A 15598-nucleotide genomic window follows, 5' to 3' on the forward strand; every position below is an offset into this window, starting at 1 on the left:
TTTGCCGAAAACGGGGCGGAGCCGACCGTTCAAAGCGTTACCGTCAAACCGGAACCGCTGCAAGCCTACAATCTGACCGTTGCCGACTGGCATACTTACTTCGTCAAGGGTGATAAGGCGGAAACGGAAGGAGTTTGGGTTCATAATGAGTGTCCGTATGGAGAAAAATATAGGACAGAAGTTGGTTCTTATACTAATACTCATGAAAGTGGTCGAACTTATTCTGGAAAGGGCACAAGACAACGTTCCCAAATCTCTGGAGCAAGAGAAGCTAGGGTTAATAATGACCCTCATATAGCTACAGATTTTACTCCTGCCAAAAATAATCGAGAGGCATTCAAAGATGAATCTAGAAGAATTGATGCTCACGGTGGTTCTAAAAGTACCAATAATTACAATCGAATTGAAAGCCCGGGGAAAAAATATCGAAAACAAGATGGAGATTAAAAATGGTTGTTGACGAAAAATCTACTTCAGATGTACTGAAACAATATCAAGAACTAGGGTTTGATTTGACAAAATCGATGATAATAGAGTTTTTTATAGAGGGTTCTCAAAAGAATCTGCAATCAATAGAAAGTCAACTCATTTCTTATCGGCAAGATTTTCAAATCAGTATTGAGCAAAATGAATTCGGAGGAATGTGGACTTGCTATTGTTCCGTCAATATTATCCCTTCTCTTGAAAACATTTTAGCTATTGAAACTACGTTATTTGATATTGCACAAAAAAATGATTGTAATTATGAAGGTTTTGGTTCGTATGGGAACTAACAGGAAGTTTAGATTGGGTTGAAAAAACCAACAATCAAAAGATCGTCTGAAACCATGTTTGGTTTTTCAGACGACCTTTCCGTCAATAAAAAATAGCGATATTGGAACCCAAACCAGCCTACGGCTTGCTGGAATAGGGATGAAAAGTTTAAGAAAAAATGATTATAGTTGAACATTTAGAGCATTATTTGGGTGAAATCGAAAGCGGTATAAAATGCTTGGATCGGCGTTATCATCTCAGCGTTTCCGTATTCCCATCACAACCATATAAAGGGGTAACTACTTTTTCTACTTTAGGCTTGAATCGATATGACTTGAACTATAAGAGTAGGTTTGAATTAATTTTTACCTGTTCTGAAGAATGGAATAAAGAAAATATTGCAGCTTTTCTATCAGGAGTAGCTGAATATTTGATTGACAACAGAAAACCTATTTTAAGAGGTGAAATTATTCAATTACCTAGGGTAATTATCGAAGGTAGCAAAATGGATGCATTGTATGTTTCCGCCCCATTTTATTTCGATGATGATTTTCAGGTCTGTTATGGCGAACACTACAATATCGTTTTCCCTTTGCTTGTCCCATTGTATAAACAGGAAGCAGAATTGGTGGAAAAAAAGGGTTGGAATGCTTTTGAGCAGTTCTTGCTGGATAATGAAGTTGACAACCTTTCGGATATGAATAGGAAACCGTTTGTTTGGTAAATACCGTTCTTCAAATGGTCAAAGGTCGTCTGAAAAACCTTGTTTCTAGTTTTCAGACGACCTTTCCTTCATTTGAAATAGGATATTGAGAACTGAGTTCTTCAAAAATCCTACGCCTACTCCTTCCATGGCAGCACCTTGGTCAAAACGGCAGACGGCTACAAAGCCATTGCCCGTATCCGGGCCGGCGACCGCGTCTTTGCCAAGGACGAAGCAAGCGGGGAAACGGGATACAAACCCGTTACCGCCCAATACGGCAATCCGTATCAAGAAACCGTTTACATTGAAGTTTCAGACGGCCTCGGTAAAATACAGACCCTTGTTTCCAATAAAATCCACCCGTTTTACAGTCAAGGAAAATGGATACAGGCAGGTCGTCTGAAAAAAGGCGACACCCTGCTTTCCGAAAGCGGTGCAAAACAGACGGTTCAAAACATTACCCTCAAACAGCAGCCGCTCAAAGCCTACAATCTGACCGTTGCCGACTGGCATACTTACTTCGTCAAGGGTGATAAGGCGGAAACGGAAGGAGTTTGGGTTCATAATTCTTGTCCTCCCAAAAGAGCTCCTGAATACCATGCAGGAACTGTATCTGAATCTAATTTTTTAAATGCAGCTGAGAAATGGCTAGGGGAAAACTATAAGTCATATCCAAATGGTCGATATGTATCACAAGATGGAATGCGACAGGTACGATATGGTCATCATGAAACAAATTCATCTACACATCATGGTCATTTTGAATCATATGACAAACCCAATGGACGTGTAATAGAAAATAGTGTAGTAACAATTATTCAGGATTAAAAAATTATGAGTGTAAAAGAATTATTCAAAGTTATCTTAGATAAAAATAAAGATTTTCCTATTAGAACGATTCATCGCACTTCAATGGGGATACTTCCCAAGCCTGTTGCTTTAAGTATTGTTCAATATGAAGATGACCAAGGATTTTATTTATTTTATTTGGATGAGACCGGTCGGGAACAAACGGATACTTATCATGACACATTAGATTCGGCATTTAAACAGGCTGAATTTGAATTTGGAATTAGAAAAGAAGAATGGATACAAAGATCTTAGGTATCAAACGTAAGATGGGTTGAAGAACTCAACAATCAAAAGGTCGTCTGAAACCGTGTTTGGTTTTTCAGACGACCTTTCGTTTTCCTGCTGATTATAGTGGATTAAATTTAAATCAGGACAAGGCGGCGAAGCCGCAGACAGTACAGATAGTACGGAACCGATTCACTTGGTGCTTCAGCACCTTAGAGAATCGTTCTCTTTGAGCTAAGGCGAGGCAACGCCGTACTGGTTTAAAGTTATCCACTATATCACGCGACCTGCGGGATGGCTTCAATGTCGTGCAGGCTGCGGTAGCAGGGGTCGAGCTGGTTGGCGATGAGGGTGAGCTGCCGGTGGAGGATGTGGCTTTGGCGTGCGTCGCCTGCTTCTGTTTGTAAGGCTTCCAAGTCGGTTCGGATTTGGGAGAGAGTCGTCTGAAAATCTTGTTCGCTTGTTTGCGGGAGGCGTTCGAGCAGGTCGGCGATGCGGTAGCCGCTTTGGTAGAACTTGCGGACGAAGTCGGGGCTGTATGCGCCGTCCATTTCGCTGCGGTATGCGCCGAGCGCGGAGATGTAGCCGGTCAGGGCGTAGCTGGTTTTGAGTAGGTTGAAGCCGCTTTGCAGGTTGTTGCCGTATTTTTTGGGTTCGCTGCTCATGTCGGAAAGGGTGCTGCTGAGGGTGGCGGTGCGCTCGTGGGCCTGGCGGCGGACGGTGCGGTATTCGACGTCGTCGGCGATGCCGTATTGGAGCTGGTCGAGGATTTTTCTGAGGTAGGCGCCGTTGCCGCCGACGGCTTGGGCGGCGGTTTTTTCGAGGGTGAGGTAACGCCAGTCCGGCCAGAGGTAGGTGACGGCCGCCCACGCGAGGACGGAGCCGACGATGGTGTCGATGATGCGGACAGGCATGGCGGCATAGACGTCCAGCCCGGCGAGGGAGAAGCTGGTGAGGGCTTGGATGGTGATGAAGAAGGTGGAGAAGCTGTATTTGTAGCTTCGGGTCATGAAAAACAGGGTGGTGCTGGCGATGACGATCCAGAGTTTGGTTTCGACGGACGGGGTGAAATAAGGCACAAGGGAGCCGACGATGACGCCGAGGATGGTGCCGGCGATGCGTTGGTACACGCGGCTTTTGGTGGCGGTGTAGTTGGGTTGGCAGACAAAGACGGCGGTCAGGAGTATCCAGTAGCCGAGGTTGAGATGGAGGATTTCGACGATGATGCAGGAGACGGCAACGAGGATGGAGAGGCGCGTGGCATGACGGAACACGCCCGACTCGAAGTTGAGCTGGCTGCGGACGGTCTGCCAGACGTTTTTCAGGCTGCTGTTTTCGAGGGCGGCAATGCGGGTGTCGCTGCTGTTGTCGTTTTCGGCGGGGGAATCGCTGTGTTGGAGTTGGCGCAGTTGGTGATCAACGCTGCCAAGGTTGTCGAGCAGGCGGCGGATGTGGTGGATGTTGCGGCTTTCAGGGTGGTCGTCGGTGTAGTGCGAGAGGGATTGGCGGCAGCCTTCCATCGCGCGTCCGAGGCGTTTGCTGTATGTGTAGTCTTTGCCGTTCCTTAGGGCGGCGGCAACGTTGCGGCACGCCTGTCCCTGCATTTCGAGCAGGCGGTGGATGCGGAAGATGAGATCGGTGTTTTTAAGGGTGTCGGTCAGCTCGGTATAGTCGGCATGGGCGGAGCTGACGCGTTCGTGTATGTCTTGGGCGGTGAAGTAGTAGCGCAGCATTTTGGCGGTGCGCGGGTGGCGGTGTTTGCCGCGCAGGCGGTAAAACAGGGCGGCGCGGCATTGGTTAAAGGCGCTGATGACGCCGGTGTTGCTCATGGCGAGGTCGATTTGGCGGTTGCCGAGCCAAGCGGCTTCGTCGGGATCGAAAAAGTCGGCTTTGGCGTCAAAATATCCGCCGAGCGCTTCGTAGGCGTTGGCGACGCTTTCTTGGACGGGGCGGTGCGGGAGGATGATTTGGAAAACGAGTGTGCAGGTGCTGTATAACACGGTCCCGAGCAGAATCATGACGGGATTGGTCAGCCAGAAGTTTTCGGGGGTGTAGGTGAGCGTGGTGTAGGTGGCGACGGCAAGTGCGCCGAACGCGAAAGTGCGGTATTTCAGCCCGACCGCGCCCAAAATGGTAAAGCCGAAGGTCATCAGGGTCAGGGCGAGAATAAAGGGCAGACCTGTGCCGAGCGTGCTTTGGGCGACGAGCGATGAAATGGTAAACAGGGCGACGGTGATGATGATGTTTTTCAGGCGACCTGTCAGGCGGTTGTCCAAATCGACGAGGCCGCCCGCGATGATGCCGAGTACGAAAGGCATGGCGAGCTTGGGCGTACCAAACCGCCAGACGAGGGTCGCGGCGATAAAGACGCTGGCGAAGACGGGCAGCGAGGTGATGATGAGGGGTTTGAGCGGCGGGAGTTTCATCGTATTGGGCACAGCTTTAAATCGGAATGGTTTGATTATAGTGGATTAAATTTAAACCAGTACGGCGTTGCCTCGCCTTAGCTCAAAGAGAACGATTCTCTAAGGTGCTGAAGCACCAAGTGAATCGGTTCCGTACTATCTGTACTGTCTGCGGCTTCTTCGCCTTGTCCTGATTTAAATTTAATCCACTATATAAAGTTTCTATCAATCCATATCATTTGAGTTTTCATCTTCATAATATGGATGATCAAACAGCTCTCCTTCCCAGATACATTCATCCGTTATACCTTGGGATTCCATGAAAGGAACATAAGAATAAAAATCTTTTTCATATTCTCCATAAAATATATTCACTCCTTTGAGCCATACTGCATCGCATTCATCACACAGAATAATTTCATCATGAAGATATTTAGGTTTTGAATGGTAGAGATAGCCTTGTTGACAAGCGGGACATATTTTTATTCTCTTATTCATGATTACTCCATATAATCGATTTATTTTTGTGGTAAGCAGTAGTGATTTGATTGCTGCCTTTAGTCTGTACAACAATGCGTATTTTGGTTTCACCATTTGTACCAATTACTCTTTTCATATCCACTAAATAAGTACGAGGATCATTGGCAAGAGGCATACCTTTCTTTTTCCAAGCCTCATCAATTAGTGGAAGCACCTCTTTTCTGGATACGCTAAACACAGTGTGTAACCGTTTATCAATGTTGGGGACAGTATGCTTATGAATGAAATGAAACGGTATTCTAACAGGATTTTAGGGCGGGACGGGGGCTGCGGGGTCGTCTGAAAGCGCAAACTGTCGCCATTTTCAGACGACCCATGTGCGCGAAAATCCGCAGCCTAGCCCCGTCAAATATGCGATAATACCGCCACCTCAAACCGATTTCAGACGACCCATGTGCCTTAACGCCCGCCCCGCCCGTTTTGCCCGTACCGCACGCCGCGGCGCGTTGGTCGTTGTTTCGTAAAACCCCGCTTTTGCGGGGTTTTTGCCGAATTGAAGAAAGGAAGCCGAATGCCCAACCCGCTTTACCGACAACACGTCATTTCTATTTCCGACCTGACGACCGAACAGCTCGAGCTGCTCCTGCAAACTGCCCTCAAACTCAAAGCCGAGCCGCGCGACGACCTGCTCGAAGGCAAACTCATCGGCTCATGCTTTTTCGAGCCCTCCACCCGCACGCGCCTGTCGTTTGAAACCGCCGTACAACGCTTGGGCGGCAAAGTTATCGGCTTTGCCGACGGCGCGAACACCAGCGCGAAAAAAGGCGAAACCCTCGCCGACACCGCCCGCATCATCTCCAGCTACACCGACGCCATCATCCAACGCCACCCCAAAGACGGCGCGGCGCGCGTGTCCGCCGAGTTTTCCAAAGTCCCCGTCATCAACGCCGGCGACGGCACCAACCAACACCCCAGCCAAACCCTGCTCGACCTCGTAACCATTTACGAAACCCAAGGTCGTCTGAACAAGCTCAAAATCGCCATGGCGGGCGACCTCAAATACGGGCGCACCGTCCATTCCCTCTGCCAAGCCCTCAAACGCTGGGACTGCGAATTCGCCTTCGTCTCCCCGCCCAGCCTCGCCATGCCCGAATACATCACCGAAGAACTCGAAGCCGCAGGCTGCCGCTACCAAATCCTGCCCGACCTCGAAGCCGCCGTCGAATGGGCGGACATCCTGTACATGACCCGCGTCCAACGCGAACGCTTCGACGAACAAGAGTTCGCCAAAATACAAGGCAAATTCAACCTCAACGCCGCCATGCTCGCCAACGCCCGCCCCAACCTGCGTGTGTTGCATCCCCTGCCGCGCGTTGACGAAATCCATCCCAACGTCGATGCCACGCCGCACGCCTACTATTTCGAGCAGGCGACCAACGGCGTTTACGCCCGCATGGCGATTTTATCGCTGGTGTTGAACGAAGAAGTATAAGGAGCAAATATGGAAACCCCTAAACTCAGCGTCGAAGCCATCGAAAAAGGCACCGTCATCGACCACATCCCCGCAGGCAAAGGCCTGATTATCCTGCGCCAATTCAAACTGCTGCACTACGGCAGCGCCGTAACCGTCGGCTTCAACCTGCCCAGCAAAACCCAAGGCAGCAAAGACATCATCAAAATCACCGGCGTATGGCTGGACGACAACGCCGCCAACCGCCTCGCCCTCTTCGCCCCCGAAGCTGTCGTCAACACCATCGACCACTTTAAAGTCATCAACAAACGCCGGCTTACCCTGCCAGACGAAATCGCCGAAGTGTTCCGCTGCCCGAACACCAACTGCGCCAGCCACGGCGAGCCGGTGAAAAGCCGCTTCTACGTCCGCAAACAAAGCGGACAGACCAAGCTCAAATGCCACTACTGCGAAAAAACCTTCAGCCGCGATTCTGTGGCGGAGGCTTAGTTTTAGTTATAAAGCCGGACCGGCATGAGTACGAAAGGTCGTCTGAAAACTTGAAAATCAGGTTTTCAGACGACCTTTTTACATTTGGGAAGTGTTGTCGGTTTCACAACAAACGATAATTCAAAGGCATGAAAGAGAAATGACTTCCCTGCAACAATCGAATAGGGTTAAAACCGTGCAAAGAATCGAAAAGATTAGGCAAAAACGGTAAGGTGGTATAGAATCGAGCACCTATACTAATCGGATAGAGGCGTTTGTTTCAGACGACCTCTTTATTATTTGCATGCAGGTATAAGAAAATGACGAACTCACCCATCAAACAAACCGTAATCTTACTCAGCGCAGTCTTCTTCTCCGGCGCAGTCCACGCTTCGGGCTACCACTTCGGTACGCAGTCGGTCAACGCCCAAGGCACCGCCAACTCTTCCGGCGCGGAAGCAGCCGACGCATCGACCATCTTCTACAACCCTGCCGGTCTGTCCAAACTCGACAGCAGCCAAGTTTCCGTCAACGCCAACATCGTCATGCCCAGCATCCGCTACGAAGCCGATTCCGCCCAATACTATCAAGGCGGCGATGTTTCCGGCTCGAAAAGCGGCAAAATCACCAAAACCACCGTCGCCCCGCATCTCTACGGCGCATACAAAGTCAATGACGACGTAACTTTGGGTTTGGGCGTTTACGTCCCCTTCGGTTCTGCCACCGAATACGAAAAAGATTCCGTACTGCGCCACAACATCAACAAACTCAGCCTCACCAGCATCGACATCGAACCGGTCGTCGCTTGGAAAGCCAATGAAAACCACGCTTTCGGCGCAGGCCTGATCGCCCAATATTCCAAAGCCGAATTGCGCAAATATTCCGACTGGGATGCCTCCGGTTCCATCAGCCAACTCGCCAGCGGCCTTGCCTCACGCGCCGCCGGCCGCCCTGTCTCCGTCAGCGCGCAAGGCAAATCTGACGGACACGCCGAAGTTAAAGGTCACGACTGGGGCTTCGGCTATCAACTTGCCTGGATGTGGGACATCAATGACCGCGCACGGGTCGGCGTGAACTACCGCTCCAAAGTAACCCACACCCTCAAAGGCTCGGCGGAATGGGAAGCCGACGGTGCATACGCCCGCCGTGCTTGGGATTTGGGTGCGCTTGCCGCACGCGGCTACGTTCCGCGTGAAAAAGCAAGCGTCAAAATCGTTACTCCTGAATCCCTGTCCGTTCACGGCATGTACAAAGCCACCGACAAATTCAACCTATTCGGCGATGTAACGTGGACCCGCCACAGCCGCTTCAATAAAGCGGAACTGGTATTTGAAAACACCAAAAACATCGTCAACGGCAAATCCGACCGCACCGTCATCACGCCCAACTGGCGCAACACTTACAAAGTCGCGCTCGGCGGTTCTTACCAAGTGACCGACCCGCTACAACTGCGCGCAGGTATCGCCTTTGACCGCTCGCCCGTCAAAAACGCCGGCTACCGCATGAACAGCCTGCCCGACGGCAACCGCATCTGGTTCTCGCTCGGCGCGAAATACCATCTGGGCAAAAACCACGTCTTGGATGCCGCTTACAGCCACATCCACATCAACGACACCCGCTACCACACCACCCGCGCCACCGGCAACGATGTGGACAGCAAAGGCGCATCCGGCGCACGCTTCAAAAACCACGCCAACATCGTTGGATTGCAATACACTTACAAATTCAAGTAAGCCGTTTGGTGCCGACATCAAAAGGTCGTCTGAAAACCTGAAACGAGGGTTTTCAGACGACCTTTTGCCGTAAATTGACATCAGAAATGCTTCCTTCCGCCTCCCATCGGACGGATACACAGAATAAGGACGCCGTCTCAGCCGAACGCAGACAGTATCAATAAAAATTCTCCCTGTTCTGAAGGCTGGGGATAGGTGCTTGATTTATAGTGGATTAAATTTAAACCAGTACGGCGTTGCCTCGCCTTAGCTCAAAGAGAACGATTCTCTAAGGTGCTAAAGCACCAAGTGAATCGGTTCCGTACTATCTGTACTGTCTGCGGCTTCGTCGCCTTGTCCTGATTTAAAGTTAATCCACTATATCAAATTGATAATATGACGAACTTTTTACCCCTGCCCCTGCCTTAAGAAATAAAGCAGTCCAATTATGCGGACTGTCCGCCATAAACGATAAAGGGCTTCAAAGTGAATGAATAATTTCCAAATACTTTTGCTTCTAGGCATCTTTATGATGCTTCTCACCATCCTTCTCTACAAAAAAGGCTGGGTAAAACCCGTCAAACCTGCCGAATCCGACAGCCGTCCTCCGATTTTCTGGATTTCGATAACGGTCGTCGTCATGCTCGGTATTATTTCTTTAATCAGGTGGATGGGATGGTAATTGGCGTGAAGGGAAAGGTCGTCTGAAAACCAATATCAAGGTTTTCAGACGACCTTTTTTAATATACGGATTCAAAGAAATGTTTGGTCAACGGCGTACATAGTGGACAAAGGCGTATCCGATACCTTTCTCGCTTATGTATGTTTCACGCAACTGCTCTTTCCATTTATCCGATGAAAATTCAGGGAAAAAAGCATCTCCGGATACATCGAGCGACACCTCGGTCAGGCGCAAATCGGTCGCATGCGGCAGGGCTTGGGCGTAAATCTGCGCGCCGCCCATGATGATGATTTCTTCGGCATCCGCACACAATGCCAATGCTTCTTCCAGCCCGGGGACGGTTTCCGCCCCTTCGGCAAGATAATCCGACCGACGGGTAATAACGATATTGCGCCGGCCGGGCAATGGTTTCTTAGGCAGGGATTCCCATGTTTTACGCCCCATGACGACCGGTTTGCCCGTGGTATAGGTTTTGAAAAAGGCAAAGTCTTCGGGCAGATGCCAAGGCATGGTGTTGTTGATGCCGATACAACGGTGGGCGGCATAAGCGGCAATCAGAGTGATTTTTTGCATGAGCATCCTTGTTTGAGGCCGAAAGCCAATATTGTAAACGATATGGCGGACAGGTTGGTTTTTCTATTAATATTCTAAATAGAGATTATTCCAATGGGCATATAGACAATAATAAGGATACCGTTTATCATTTTAAAATGCCGTTTGTCTTGCGGCCAAATTATATATAAGTAAGCAGATTTTCATTGACGGATATTCAAGGGAGACAGTATGCCGGGTTCTTATGCTTTGTACCGCTGTGCGGTTTTATCGACATCCAGCGGTTCGGTTGACAGTATGGCCGGACGCGACAGCACCATACATATTTTGCATTTAAACATTTCGTTCAATCATCAATGGTATGCAGACGGTTCAGATGTTAATAACCATGATTATTGCGAATGGCGCGCCAATCATCTGGATGAACCAATCAGCACGCTGCCGCCTTGCGAAGACGAATTGTCCAAAACATTCCATTATCTGGTGGAACAGGGCTATCACGAAGCCATCGTTACGACGTTGAGCAGGAAATTGAGCGACTCGGCGGATGTTATCCGCAAAATGGCGGCGCAGTTTCCACAACTGAAAATCCATGTTGTCGACACAGGTACCTGCTGTATGCCGGAAGGCTTTTTCGCCATGGAGGCGGAGCGGCTGCTTCGGGCAGGCCTGCCTCCCCAAACGGTCGTCGCACACTTGGAAAGCCTCAAGCCTTATTGCCACATCGTATTCGGGCTTTCTTCGCTCAAGTCCCTTTCTTTGGGCGGTACGCTTTCCCGCGTCGGCGCGTCTTTCGGCGATTGGCTCGGATTGCGCAACGTCCTGCACTTTTCGCAAGACAATTTGGAACGTTTAGAAACCGTTACCGACGATGTCAAAATGTTTGATTCCATTATTGCCAATACCGTCAGCCTGATGGGCGGCAAGCCGAAAGACCAATTTATCCTCGGCGGCCTATACAGCGGCGACGAAGAACGCTACCGGCTGTTTGCCGAACGTTTTTTTGAAAAAACCGGAAGGCGGCTCGGGCAGGGCGTACCCGTATCACCCGTTGTCGCCGCGCACGTCGGCATCTGCGGGGTCGGCGTGGGCATGGTGGAACGCATTGCCTCCCCTGCCTGAAAATTCCGCCATAAAGCCATACCATTAAAGGCTATGGGTATTGCTTATTTGAATTGACGGCAAAGGTCGTCTGAAAACCGAAATCTCTGGTTTTCAGACGACCTGATGATTAAATTGATGTCGGTTGGAAATCATCTGAATATTCAGTGCGCTCTTTGCCGAAAGTCTCCCATACCGATACGAATCAGGTTTTATGCTCATTTATAGTGGATTAACTTTAAATCAGTACAGCGTTGCCTTGCCGTACTATCTGTACTGTCTGCGGCTTCGTCGCCTAGTCCTAATTTAAAGTTCATCCACTATATTTCGCAGGGAAACCCCATGTGTTGCGGTCAGTTATGCCATGACTTTGTGTCAGGGGTAATTTCACGGGTAGGAAACAAAAAGGTCGTCTGAAAACCAAAATCTTTGGTTTTCAGACGACCTTTTGATATTTTGAGGTTTACACGCCTTGTTTCAGGCTCTCTTCGATGAAGCCGTCCAAATCGCCGTCCAATACGGCTTTGGTGTTGCCGACTTCGTAGCCTGTGCGCAAGTCTTTGATGCGTGAGGAGTCCAAGACGTACGAACGGATTTGGCTGCCCCAACCCACATCGGATTTGCCTTCTTCCAACGCCTGTTTCTCTTCGTTTCGTTTGCGCATTTCCAATTCATACAGTTTGGATTTCAACATTTCCATCGCAGCCGCTTTGTTGGCGTGTTGCGAACGGTCGTTTTGACACTGCACCACAATACCCGTCGGCTCGTGGGTAATACGCACGGCAGAGTCGGTTTTGTTGATGTGCTGACCGCCTGCGCCCGATGCGCGGTAGGTGTCGATACGCAAATCGGCGGGGTTGATTTCGATTTCGATGGAATCGTCGATTTCGGGGTACACGAACACGGATGAGAACGACGTATGGCGTTTGTTGTTCGAGTCAAACGGCGAGTAGCGCACCAAGCGGTGAACGCCGGTTTCCGTGCGCAGCAAGCCGTAGGCGTATTCGCCTTCCACTCGGATGGTGGCGCGGTTGATGCCCGCGATTTCGCCGTCGTCTTCTTCGAGGATTTCGATTTTGAAGCCTTTGCGCTCGGCGTAGCGGCTGTACATGCGGAACAGCATACCCGCCCAGTCTTCCGCTTCCGTACCGCCCGCACCTGCGGTGATGTCGATAAAGCAGTTGTTCGGGTCGGCGGGCTGGTTGAACATCCGTTTGAACTCCAAGTCCGCCATCTGTTTTTCCAGTCCCGCCACGTCTTCCTGCACGGCGGCGAAACCTTCTTCGTCGTTTTCTTCGACGGTCATTTCAATCAGCATTCGGTTGTCTTCGATGCCCGATGCGATGTTGTCGAGCGTCAACACGATGCCTTCGAGGATTTTGCGCTCTTTGCCGATTTCTTGGGCGCGTTTGGGGTCATTCCACAGCTCAGGGTCTTCGGAAAGGCCGATGACTTCTTCCAATCGGTCTTTCTTGCCCTGATAGTCCATATAGACGCGGATGTCTTCGCTGCGCTTTTCCAAATCGTTCAGGATGTTGTTAAGCTGGTTGATTACTTCGGCTTCCATGATTCTTGTGTGCTTTCAAAATTTTAGGGGCGTATTGTAAGGGATTTGCGGGCTTTTTTCTATGATAAAGGTCGTCTGAAAACCTGAATCTCAAGTTTTCAGACGACCTTTTTGACACAAGGCCCTTAACCGCGTACCCGTTCGATTTTCGCGCCGACTTTACCAAGCTTGTCTTCGATGTGTTCGTAGCCGCGGTCGAGGTGGTAGATACGTTCGACGATGGTTTCGCCGCCTGCGACCAAGCCTGCCATGACGAGGCTGGCGGAGGCGCGCAGGTCGGTCGCCATAACGACGGCGCCGGAGAGTTTTTCCACGCCTTTGACGAAGGCGGTGTTGCCTTCGGTGGTGATGTCCGCGCCCATGCGGTTGAGTTCAGGAACGTGCATGAAGCGGTTTTCAAAGATGGTTTCGACGACGCGGCTGTCGCCTTCGGCAACGGCGTTCATCGCCATAAACTGCGCCTGCATGTCGGTCGGGAAGCCGGGGTGTTCGGTGGTGCGCAAGTTTACCGCTTTGGGGCGTTGCTGCATGTCGATGGAAATCCAGTCGTCGCCCGCTTCGATGATCGCGCCGGCTTCGACGAGTTTGTCCAATACGACTTCCATGGTTTTGGGGGCGGCTTTGCGCAGGACGACTTTGCCGCCGGTCATGGCGACGGCGCAGAGGAAGGTACCGGCTTCGATGCGGTCGGGCACGACGCTGTGTTCGCAGCCGTGCAGCTCTTTCACGCCTTCGACGGTCATGGTAGAAGTACCGATGCCGCTGATTTTTGCGCCCATTTTGACGAGGCATTCCGCCAAATCGACGACTTCGGGTTCGATGGCGCAATTTTCCAAAACGGTGGTGCCTTCGGCGAGGGTTGCCGCCATCAGCAGGTTTTCCGTACCGCCGACGGTAACGACGTCCATCAGGACGCGTGCCCCTTTCAGACGACCTTTGGCTTTGACGTAGCCGTGTTCGATGGTGATTTCCGCCCCCATGGTTTCGAGGCCTTTGAGGTGCTGGTCAACGGGGCGCGAACCGATGGCGCAGCCGCCGGGCAGGCTGACTTGGGCTTCGCCGAAACGCGCCAGCGTCGGGCCGAGCACGAGGATGGAGGCGCGCATGGTTTTTACCAGTTCGTAGGGGGCGCGGGTATTGTTGACGGTAGCACCGTCGATTTCGAATTCGTGAACGTTGTCGGTCAAAACGCGGGCGCCCATGCCTTGCAGCAGTTTTTGGGTGGTTTTGACGTCGGCGAGCATGGGTACGTTTTTCAGGCGCAGGGTGCCGGAGGTCAAGAGTCCGGCACACATCAGCGGCAGGGCGGCGTTTTTTGCGCCGGATACGATGATTTCGCCGTTGAGCGGGCCGTTGGCGGTGATTTTGAGTTTGTCCACAGTGTTTCTTTCGTTGTTAAGACAAGTCCCGACGGCGCTGCCGGCAGGACGGGATTCGTTTAGATTCCGAATTATAGGGGATTTTGACGGTTTTTGCGGGCGGGCGGGAAGAATTCTTCCGAAGGGCGTTTACGGGGTATGAATGGTCGGAAGGGTCGTCTGAACATATCAGACGCAACCTTGCGATGTCTGTTTCTACGTTTTCAGACGATCTGTAAATCCAGTTTCATCACAGAGACGGTTTCGCCATTGTGCCATTGCGTCGCAATTTCCCGCCAGCCGTATTTGGCGTAAACCGCCTGTACATCGGGCGTATAGAGGTAAAGGGCGGGCAGGCGTAAGGAGCGGGCGGTTTGCAGACAATGGGTGATGAGCGCGTGTCCGATGCCTTTGCCTCGATATTCGGGCAGGACGAATACGTCGCCCAGCCAGTATTCGTATTGCGGAAATTCTTCCATGTCGAAGCGTTTGAGCGCGGCGGAACCGAGCAGCCGTCCGTCTTCCGCAACTGCGGCAAAGGCGAGCGGCAAACCGTCCCCGTCCAGACATTTCCGGTAATAGGCACGGATTTTTTCAAGCGACGACCACGGGGCGAAGTCGTGCCATTCTTGGTAGAGCGCACGGGAGAGCGGTTCGATGTGGCAGGCTTGCAAGGGGGTGATGTTCATGACGCGTTATCGTGTAGAAAGGTCGTCTGAAACTGTTTTCAGACGACCTTTTAACGTTTAGCCTACTTTATCTCCGGGCTGCGCGCCTGCATCGACATCCAAGAGCTTCAGTTTGCCCTCGGCGGTGGCGGCGGAGAGGATCATGCCTTCGGATACGCCGAATTTTGCCATTTTGCGCGGGGCGAAATTGGCGACGGCGATGACCATGCGGCCGTTCAATTCGGCGGGGTTGGGATAAGACGCGGCGATGCCGGAGAAGATGATGCGTTTTTCAAAACCGAAATCGAGGTCGAATTTTAAGAGTTTGGTGCTGCCTTCGACGGCTTCGCAGTTCAATACTTTGGCGACGCGCATGTCGATTTTCATGAAGTCGTCGAAGCTTGCCTGCTCGGCGACTTTTTCGTATTTGCCCTCTTCGGCGGCAGGCGCGGGGGTCGTCTGAATGCTTTGTTTGTTGGCTTCGATTAAATCGTCCACTTGTTTTTGCTCCACTCGTTGCATTAAATGTTCGTATTTGTTGATGGCGTGTTCGCCCAAGGTTTCGCGCGTGTTCGCCCAGGTAATCGCGTCCAGATTGAGG

19 protein-coding genes are annotated in these 15598 nt (G+C 51.0%); 11 read left to right on the forward strand and 8 right to left on the reverse strand.

The features are described from left to right. The 5 genes from NSCA4_RS13570 to NSCA4_RS0102680 form a co-directional block, all read left to right on the forward strand. Positions 1-447 (forward strand): polymorphic toxin-type HINT domain-containing protein (locus NSCA4_RS13570; RefSeq protein ID WP_218015738.1); only part of this gene is annotated, 447 nt, incomplete at its 5' end. Positions 448-449: 2 nt separating this feature from the next. Beyond that, positions 450-773 (forward strand): ribonuclease E inhibitor RraB, encoded by a 324-nt coding sequence (locus NSCA4_RS0102655; protein WP_016686697.1) that lies wholly within the window; start codon positions 450-452, stop codon positions 771-773. Positions 774-931: 158 nt separating this feature from the next. Then, on the forward strand, positions 932-1477 hold the full coding sequence (locus NSCA4_RS0102660) for a suppressor of fused domain protein (protein ID WP_016686698.1): 546 nt from the start codon (positions 932-934) through the stop codon (positions 1475-1477). 138 nt (positions 1478-1615) lie between these two features. Continuing rightward, on the forward strand, positions 1616-2284 hold the full coding sequence (locus NSCA4_RS13575; RefSeq protein ID WP_081476530.1) for an HINT domain-containing protein: 669 nt from the start codon (positions 1616-1618) through the stop codon (positions 2282-2284). Positions 2285-2290: 6 nt separating this feature from the next. Next, complete coding sequence (locus NSCA4_RS0102680) at positions 2291-2560, forward strand: hypothetical protein (RefSeq protein ID WP_016686701.1); 270 nt, start codon at positions 2291-2293, stop codon at positions 2558-2560. Positions 2561-2811: 251 nt separating this feature from the next. Here NSCA4_RS0102680 and yccS read toward each other — a convergent pair whose 3' ends face one another. The 3 genes from yccS to NSCA4_RS14930 form a co-directional block, all read right to left on the reverse strand. Next, positions 2812-4959 (reverse strand): YccS family putative transporter, encoded by a 2148-nt coding sequence (yccS, locus tag NSCA4_RS0102685; protein WP_016686702.1) that lies wholly within the window; start codon positions 4957-4959, stop codon positions 2812-2814. 204 nt (positions 4960-5163) lie between these two features. After that, positions 5164-5436: a hypothetical protein gene (locus NSCA4_RS0102690; protein WP_003686206.1), complete on the reverse strand. Its 273-nt coding sequence runs from the start codon at positions 5434-5436 to the stop codon at positions 5164-5166. After that, entirely contained in the window at positions 5429-5656 is a 228-nt protein-coding gene (locus NSCA4_RS14930) for a hypothetical protein (protein ID WP_141565454.1), read from the reverse strand. Before NSCA4_RS14930 ends, NSCA4_RS0102690 begins: the two co-directional genes overlap by 8 nt. A 139-nt stretch (positions 5657-5795) precedes the next feature. On the opposite strand from NSCA4_RS14930, the gene NSCA4_RS15425 reads away from it, so the two are divergent. The 5 genes from NSCA4_RS15425 (at position 5796) to NSCA4_RS0102710 (ending at position 9751) form a co-directional block, all read left to right on the forward strand. Continuing rightward, positions 5796-5942, forward strand: a complete 147-nt coding sequence (locus tag NSCA4_RS15425; RefSeq protein ID WP_176621463.1) for a hypothetical protein — start codon at positions 5796-5798, stop codon at positions 5940-5942. Between the two features lie 47 nt (positions 5943-5989). After that, positions 5990-6910 carry an aspartate carbamoyltransferase gene (pyrB, locus tag NSCA4_RS0102695; protein ID WP_016686704.1) on the forward strand — a complete coding sequence of 307 codons (921 nt, stop codon included), beginning with the start codon at positions 5990-5992 and terminating at the stop codon, positions 6908-6910. Between the two features lie 9 nt (positions 6911-6919). Further along, the gene (gene pyrI, locus NSCA4_RS0102700) at positions 6920-7378 is read left to right on the forward strand and encodes an aspartate carbamoyltransferase regulatory subunit (protein WP_003758869.1); all 459 of its coding nucleotides are present in this window, start codon (positions 6920-6922) and stop codon (positions 7376-7378) included. A 299-nt stretch (positions 7379-7677) separates the two neighbouring features. After that, positions 7678-9090, forward strand: coding sequence for an OmpP1/FadL family transporter (locus NSCA4_RS0102705; RefSeq protein WP_016686705.1), 1413 nt, complete (start codon positions 7678-7680; stop codon positions 9088-9090). Between the two features lie 508 nt (positions 9091-9598). Further along, positions 9599-9751: an ABC transporter permease gene (locus tag NSCA4_RS0102710; protein WP_255265263.1), complete on the forward strand. Its 153-nt coding sequence runs from the start codon at positions 9599-9601 to the stop codon at positions 9749-9751. Positions 9752-9838: 87 nt separating this feature from the next. Here NSCA4_RS0102710 and NSCA4_RS0102715 read toward each other — a convergent pair whose 3' ends face one another. After that, positions 9839-10324, reverse strand: coding sequence for a dihydrofolate reductase (locus NSCA4_RS0102715; protein WP_016686707.1), 486 nt, complete (start codon positions 10322-10324; stop codon positions 9839-9841). Between the two features lie 210 nt (positions 10325-10534). Between NSCA4_RS0102715 and NSCA4_RS0102720 the strand changes: the two genes are divergently transcribed. Beyond that, on the forward strand, positions 10535-11425 hold the full coding sequence (locus tag NSCA4_RS0102720) for a DegV family protein (RefSeq protein WP_016686708.1): 891 nt from the start codon (positions 10535-10537) through the stop codon (positions 11423-11425). Positions 11426-11867: 442 nt separating this feature from the next. Here the strand turns inward: NSCA4_RS0102720 and prfB are convergent, their stop codons facing one another. The 4 genes from prfB to metG all read right to left on the reverse strand — a co-directional run. After that, the gene (prfB, locus tag NSCA4_RS0102725; RefSeq protein WP_016686709.1) at positions 11868-12971 is read right to left on the reverse strand and encodes a peptide chain release factor 2; all 1104 of its coding nucleotides are present in this window, start codon (positions 12969-12971) and stop codon (positions 11868-11870) included. 125 nt (positions 12972-13096) lie between these two features. Further along, entirely contained in the window at positions 13097-14350 is a 1254-nt protein-coding gene (gene murA / locus NSCA4_RS0102730) for a UDP-N-acetylglucosamine 1-carboxyvinyltransferase (protein WP_016686710.1), read from the reverse strand. Between the two features lie 203 nt (positions 14351-14553). Continuing rightward, a complete protein-coding gene (locus NSCA4_RS0102735; RefSeq protein WP_016686711.1) occupies positions 14554-15018 on the reverse strand; it encodes a GNAT family N-acetyltransferase in 465 nt (154 codons plus the stop codon). 57 nt (positions 15019-15075) lie between these two features. Then, positions 15076-15598: methionine--tRNA ligase subunit beta (gene metG / locus NSCA4_RS12665; RefSeq protein WP_016686712.1), on the reverse strand; the 523-nt coding region annotated here is incomplete at its 5' end.

Origin of the sequence: Neisseria sicca 4320 (assembly GCF_000193735.1) — a bacterium.
Classification (GTDB): domain Bacteria; phylum Pseudomonadota; class Gammaproteobacteria; order Burkholderiales; family Neisseriaceae; genus Neisseria; species Neisseria sicca_E.